Source organism: Prevotella sp. S7-1-8, assembly GCF_000758925.1.
Classification (GTDB): Bacteria; Bacteroidota; Bacteroidia; order Bacteroidales; family Bacteroidaceae; genus Prevotella.
This window is the reverse complement of the sequence record NZ_JRNC01000068.1, coordinates 1-6323: the sequence shown is the minus strand read 5'-3', so window position 1 is coordinate 6323 and position 6323 is coordinate 1. Positions and strand designations below refer to the sequence as shown.

6 protein-coding genes and 1 pseudogene are annotated in these 6323 nt (G+C 47.6%); all 7 read right to left on the bottom strand.

The window, feature by feature from the left end:
- Window positions 1-107: 107 nt before the first annotated feature.
- Window positions 108-599: a hypothetical protein gene (locus HMPREF1640_RS10430; protein ID WP_156098792.1), complete on the bottom strand. Its 492-nt coding sequence runs from the start codon at window positions 597-599 to the stop codon at window positions 108-110.
- A 219-nt stretch (window positions 600-818) separates the two neighbouring features.
- Window positions 819-1037, bottom strand: coding sequence for a hypothetical protein (locus HMPREF1640_RS10425; protein ID WP_036894484.1), 219 nt, complete (start codon window positions 1035-1037; stop codon window positions 819-821).
- 3 nt (window positions 1038-1040) lie between these two features.
- Window positions 1041-2216, bottom strand: a complete 1176-nt coding sequence (locus HMPREF1640_RS10420) for a relaxase/mobilization nuclease domain-containing protein (protein WP_036894481.1) — start codon at window positions 2214-2216, stop codon at window positions 1041-1043.
- A gap of 14 nt (window positions 2217-2230) precedes the next feature.
- The gene (mobC, locus tag HMPREF1640_RS10415; RefSeq protein WP_036894478.1) at window positions 2231-2659 is read right to left on the bottom strand and encodes a plasmid mobilization relaxosome protein MobC; all 429 of its coding nucleotides are present in this window, start codon (window positions 2657-2659) and stop codon (window positions 2231-2233) included.
- Between the two features lie 244 nt (window positions 2660-2903).
- Entirely contained in the window at window positions 2904-3596 is a 693-nt protein-coding gene (locus tag HMPREF1640_RS10410; protein ID WP_036894476.1) for a hypothetical protein, read from the bottom strand.
- Window positions 3597-3855: 259 nt separating this feature from the next.
- Entirely contained in the window at window positions 3856-5256 is a 1401-nt protein-coding gene (locus HMPREF1640_RS10405) for a virulence-associated E family protein (protein ID WP_036894474.1), read from the bottom strand.
- Between the two features lies 1 nt (window position 5257).
- Window positions 5258-5582 (bottom strand): annotated as a pseudogene (locus tag HMPREF1640_RS10400) (DUF3853 family protein).
- Between the last annotated feature and the right edge of the window lie 741 nt (window positions 5583-6323).

The window sequence follows — 6323 nt, the reverse complement described above, 5'->3', positions numbered from 1 at the left end:
GGACACCAATATAAAATTTTGAAATTTGTGAGTAATTACGAGCGGATACGCTTACGAATTAAAAACCAGATTGGTGATTTGCCAATCTGGTTTTTGAATGAGGTAGTTCAGCGTTTCTCGCCATACACCCTCTCACACACCTCGTCGATGCCTTTACGGAGGATGACGGAATCCATCGTGTGGATGAGTGGGGCGTAATGGCGGTCATGCTTCAAGACTGGCTTGATGATATAGTACTCCTTGACTACGGCTTCAAGCTGGGTCTGTCTGTACCATGAGGCTGCGGCAAGTACAAGACTGCACAGGGCAATGGTATAGGCGAAGCACTTCCACCATGAAGTCACCATGTCACTCCAGACATGACTCCAGAGTTGGTGCAGTCGGCGATGTTTCGTGGGTTGCTTTTGGGTTGCTTCAGAAGGATGGTTTGGAGCAGCATCGAGTTCATTCTCAGGCACCTTGTACGCGGTGTCTTTTCCAAAGGTTATTGCCTTACCATGTGGAGTGATGGTTGGAGATGGCGCATTGGAAAGTCGTGATATGGTTTCTTTGCTAAAAGCCTGCATCCACTTGGCCCATTCTTCATGAGCAATTGTCATAGCAGTCTGGTTATTTTCCATATGCACAGAAGTGTCGAAGATAGCCTGAATATGGACGGGTGAGCTTTCTACTGCATTTTGCAGAGCTTTCTCAACATGCTCCTTCAAGGCATTAGCCAACCTGACGTAATCAATGTATGACTGGTTAGGCGGTTGATTTGACGTTCTCTGCATTTGGGTGAATGACCGCGGTTGAGTCTGGTCGGGCTCCTTTAGGGGTTAGCTTTCCCCTTCGGGCTGCCGAGCTAAAACTTCCAATCGCTCAATCGTCACTTCGCCGTCCTTTTCATTATAGGCCATCTTGATTCCGTACGCCTCTGCAAGGGCGATGAGCATCTGTATCTCTGCCTTGTGGGATAGGTCACTTTTACGAAGATAGCCAAGTGTGGCAGCATCATTGTCAGCCACTTTCTGAGTTTTTGGTTTATTTGTAGCCATAGCTTATCGTTTACGTTTGAATTGGGGTTTATTAGAATGTGAGTAATTGAATCGAAAACGGTACTTCTCCTTGTCTTCATCGTCAAGGTCACGCCAGCCACGGTTGTTTCCGCCGCCACCACCACCGATAGAGAGTGGTTGGGCGTATGGCATGAGCAACAGGTCGTACAACAATTCAAGACCGACAAAGGAGGTCTTACTGTCCTTGGAGTTTTCATGCTCCGCTTGGAAATCGGTCTGGTATTCCAACAACAGATGGGACAACAGCTCGTCAGTTGATGTATAACCGCCAGATGGTAGTTTCCCATTAGGAAACAACTTGTCGAAGTCAGGGTATGCGTGGTCGATGGCTTTGCAGCCCTGCCTGTCATTGATATAGTGGAGCTGCTGTCTGTAATCCTCATACCAATCATGCACATTGTCATGAGTTATCTGTTTCAGGTCTCCGAACTTTTCTGTGAGGGCAGAGAGTTTCAACTCGTTGTCAAGTTGCTTCCCACTAAAAGTGTATTTCCCATCGGTGAAGACGATGCCCATCAGTTTGCCGTTGACGTTGTTGTAGTGGAAACGCAACTTCAAGCCTTCGGCTCGGAGTGCCTTGTCGAACTGTTGCCAGTCGGCTGACTGAGCCTTGCAGCGCATCACCTTGTCGTAGAACTGGTATTTCTGTTTCTCCCTGCCTCGGAGCTTGTCTCTGTTGACGTTCATCTTGCCTGCGGAGATGTAGAGTCCGTACTTCTTGGTGAGATACTTGCAGATACGCGCATTACGCTCCTTCTCATAGGCTGTACTGATAACGTGGCCGTCTCTATCCACCATGGAACACATCAAGTGGGCGTGGTCATGGTCGGTGTCATAGTGACGCGTCATGATGAACTCGGTGTTCTTGATGCCCATCAGTACCAAGTGTTCTCGGACAATCTTACGAATCAACTCGTCAGTCGCTCTGTTGCCGTCTTTCTTGTGGAAAGAGTAGGCATAGTGTCCCACAGGTTCGCGGATATTGTTGCTCCCCTTTGTGGCGTATGCCTCAAAGATTTGGGCAACAGTCTTGTTGTCCAAGAGCGGAATGCCCTCACTGTGCATGATGACCTTAGCTTTTTTGTCCTTGTCGTACTTTCCGGTGATGTAGTCGAGACATCCCTGAAAGTCTTGCCCATGTTTTATCTTGCAAATCATAGTTGCTCCTTTCGTTAATGGGTGATACGGTCGTCTGTTGCACTTATCGGCTCTGACAAGTCGCCACCGCGAAGTATTCTGCGGATAAGCTCAGTCAAAGAGATGATAAGCTGCTCAGCCTTGAAGCGTACGGAAACGAACCCTCCAACATTGGCTTGATGCGCAATCTGGTTGGTATTGTTTGCCATGCCGCACACGTCTCTCAGTTGCTCTATGTTCTCGTAGCTCATGTGAGCCTGAACCACGGCATCCAGCCCTGCCTCGTGCAGATAAACATTATCAGGCTTGCCAGCTTGTTCCGCCTTATACTGGATGATGTTCTCTTCCTCGTCGTTGTAGCTCACCTTATGGTGATGGTTGCGACGTTCATATCTGGCAAGCTTCGGTCTCCCTCCGGCACGGCGGGTGTCGACGCTGCCTTTATTATTGTTTGCGTTACTCATATGTAATTCTTTTACTGTTTGTGAAACAATCTAATGATACCTATTTATAAAGGTAGGGAAAGAAGACGTTTTAAAGACAGCAAGTTTACAGTCTGGCTCTGTGGTGTGCGAAGCTGCATCAGTGTGCCTGACACCATGCAGGGCAAAGCCCGTTGCATCAAAGGAAGCGGCTATACGTGGGCATATAGGGGCTGACGTGGTTTTTGGCGACCAAAAACACAAACTTGCTTTCTTAAAAAACGTCTCAATCATTCTTGACCATGCTCCCATTTTGGGATTGTGGTTTCCGAGGTTCCCTGCACTCTTGGCCAGCGAAGAGATCAGAAGGCATGACTGTGGCATAGCCTCGGTTCACGGAGCGATCGGGAGTGCCAGGCTTACCCATGGGAGTGACGGATGACTCTCGAGCTGAAGGACGGCCTGTGTCTGAAAGACTCTGACTGCCGAGGACGGAGGCGGCATCCGCTTTGCTATCATGGACATGGCTGCTGGCATGGAGTGTGGCAGCGTGGTTGTCTGGCTGTCCATTGGAATGGTCTGCCGGATCACCATCAGTGCCGTTAGTCATGGTACTGCCATCAGGCAAGAGCCATGAGGTTATACAGGTCATGTCGGCAACAGTAGCCAAACGCGAGCGGTGCATACGGCTGATGCCGTGTTGCTCCATCTGGCGCATGATGCCCTCGAACTTTTTGCGCCCGATGCCAAAACGTGCGCAGCAGGAATGGATGGAACACTCCACCTGGCCCACATCGAGCGTGATAACATTACCATGCTTAGAGGTGGAACTGGGTATAACGGACGTGTTCTTTATCAGTTGTCCGAGAATGGCGAAATGGTTTGTGCCGTTTGTTGTCTCGGAGAGGAAGTCTATCGCCTCGGAGGTGAGACTAAGGTTTACCTTGGTAAAAGGTAGTGAAGTGGAATTGTTATTCATTGTTTTTCAGATTTTAAAATTTGACACTGCTTTGAAAAGAGGAATGTTTGTTGTCTTTCCGCCAGCATTATAATCTGTGGAATCAGCCAACAGATAGTTGGAGCGAGCGACCACCCAAAAGCGGGGAAGGGCTTGGGGCTTGTCCCAAGTTGTCCCTCGGTTGGGAAAACACTTCTTGTTTCTTTCTAAGCATCTTATTTTTTCTTTGTTGATAAAATTATTGGGACAAAGGGACAAGGGACAGTAGTATGCTATGAAGTCAGAATGGAAGTTCGGGCTCTATGCTTTCTTCTTTCCCTTCTATTGAACCTTGCGTAGCATTACCAATCCTCACCCAAGGGTGCTTTGCCCGTCCCGTCTTGTCACAATAGACTGGGTGCAGACCCTTGACCTTTTCTTGCTCGCTCCGTTCCCACCCATCTACCAGAGACATCAATCGGTTGATGTACTGTGCGGTGTACTTGGCAGGATTTCGGCGCACCAAGTCGTTGGGCAACTCTTCTATGATTTGTCGGGAACATACCATGTTGAGCAGCACCTCAGGCTTGCCGTCGGGAGAAGACTCGGTATATGCACCTTTCTGATAGGCAGCACGCATCGGGATGCTCCAAGTGGAGTAGGCTCTTGGCACCATGCGCTCCAGATAGAGACGGATGTCATCAAGGATGGGGTCATTGTGGATGCTTGAATGGTTCAGCTGCACGGCGTTTGCCTCTGCTTCCAGTTCGGGACTGAGATAGAGTTTGACACCCATCTTATAATAGGTGTAAGCCTCTGCCCATAACTGGTTCACCACAGATTGCAATTGGGGTAGCCACGTAGAGACATGCCCGTTGCCATTCACTGTAACAATCCACCAGCGGCGATTCCCGTTGTCACCCTGAAGGAAATTGGTCTCGTTGGTGGTGGCAGCAAAGACATTGTGCCGCATAAACTCAACCACTTTACGCCCGTAAGCGGGTCGCATAGAATCGCTTCTGCGGCTTAGGAATGCCTTTGCCGCCTCTGCATCATTGGCCATCTTCATGCCGTTGAGTTCGCTTATCTCAATAATCCATCCGTTGGTGATGGTCTCCACCTTCTCCTTGTCTCCACTTGCGAAGGAGAAAGAGTCATTGAACCATTTGTCGCCAATGGTCTTGAAGAACGTGCTCTTTCCTATTCCCTGTGGCCCGGGCAGAGTAGGCACGTTGTCGAACTTGCAGCCAGGTTCGAAGGCACGAGCCACGGCAGCCACAAACCACAACTTAGTCTGCTCTCTGACAAGGGGAGTGTCTTCGGCACCAAGGTAGTCGATGATGGCAGTTTCGATATGCGGCACACCATCCCACTCCTCCTTGCGGATAAATTCCTGGACGGGATTATAGCTGCGCTCTGAAGCTGTTGTCTTCAGCAACTCAAACACCTTGTTCTGGGTCTGGCGGAGTTGGTAGGTCTGCTCCAGATAGTCCTGGATTTTTCCTACGGACTCCTCATCCACCTTGTTGCCGTTGACATTGAGGAACAATGGAGAGAAGGAGATGTCGTCCTGACAGAAGGTGTCGAAACGAATCTGGCTCAGGTTCTCATCGTGAGTGAAGATGGCCCTGTAGTTGCTGATACTCTTCGTCAGATTACCCTTGTCATCAAACGATAGGCTGTTTTTCCAATCGTTTTCCATACTATTTCTTAATAGATATGGTAGTACCAGCCTCCTTGGCAAGGTTCAGGGCCAGTTCGGAATCAACGGTAATCTTTCGATTCACCTGAGTGATGGCAGCATCAATGACACCGCTTTTTTTGATGCGATTGGCTGTAGGGATGCTACATCCGAAGATTTTGGCGATTCCAGCTATACCATATTCATAATGTTTCTCTGGCACCACCTCGGCAGGTTCCTTTGCCGTTTGCTTTTCAGCATTCTGGAGTAGCAGGACGAATTCTTGTTCCCGACATCATGCAGATGGGCTTCTCCAGCAATTGCTCTATTGTTATTAATTTTGTCATAAAACCTAATTTTTTGTGGTCTGCCAGTTGTACTTCCTGACGTTCCGATTAAACATCCTTTTTCGGTTCATGAACCATCTTTGAACTCCCGTGATTTGGAATTCGAAGGCAAAGGTAGTCTGTCTAATCCATGAAGGAATTATGAGTGCTATACGCCAAAAACTGAGTAAGTTAAATTTGTATGGTTTTGAAACACAATTTAAGGATTGGGCAAGGTAAAAGGCTGAAAAATAGGGGCGAACAAGTGTTTTTGATAAAGAGGCATACAAAAAGAGCCGCAAAACTCAAAGGTGAGTCATGCGGTTCGAACTTTATCCTATCTAACAAAGAATTATAATAGAGGTATATCCGTTTTAGGAAACACCTCAATGTACAAGTGATTATGTCTGCTTGATAGGGAAAGGTGGTCTTATTTTTGTTTTCCCAACTGTTTTCCCACCGAGATTTTGATACTCCGAGAAACCTTATTTACATGTCTTACTTAGGCTGATATGATGCCAAGTTTATCAAAAAATCATGGAGTTTTCAAAATCGCTGTGTTTTCCCATTGTTTTCCCGAAAAGAAAAATCAGCAACTTGAATTTCTTTTAAGTTGCTGATTTTTAAGGTGGACCAGCCTGGGCTTGAACCAGGGACCTCCAGATTATGAGTAAGGTAGAATGATCTTTTTATGATTTTTTAACATCATAAGTTTGGCTGATTACCAAATAGTTACTATCTCCGTGGCTGTTTATAATACCT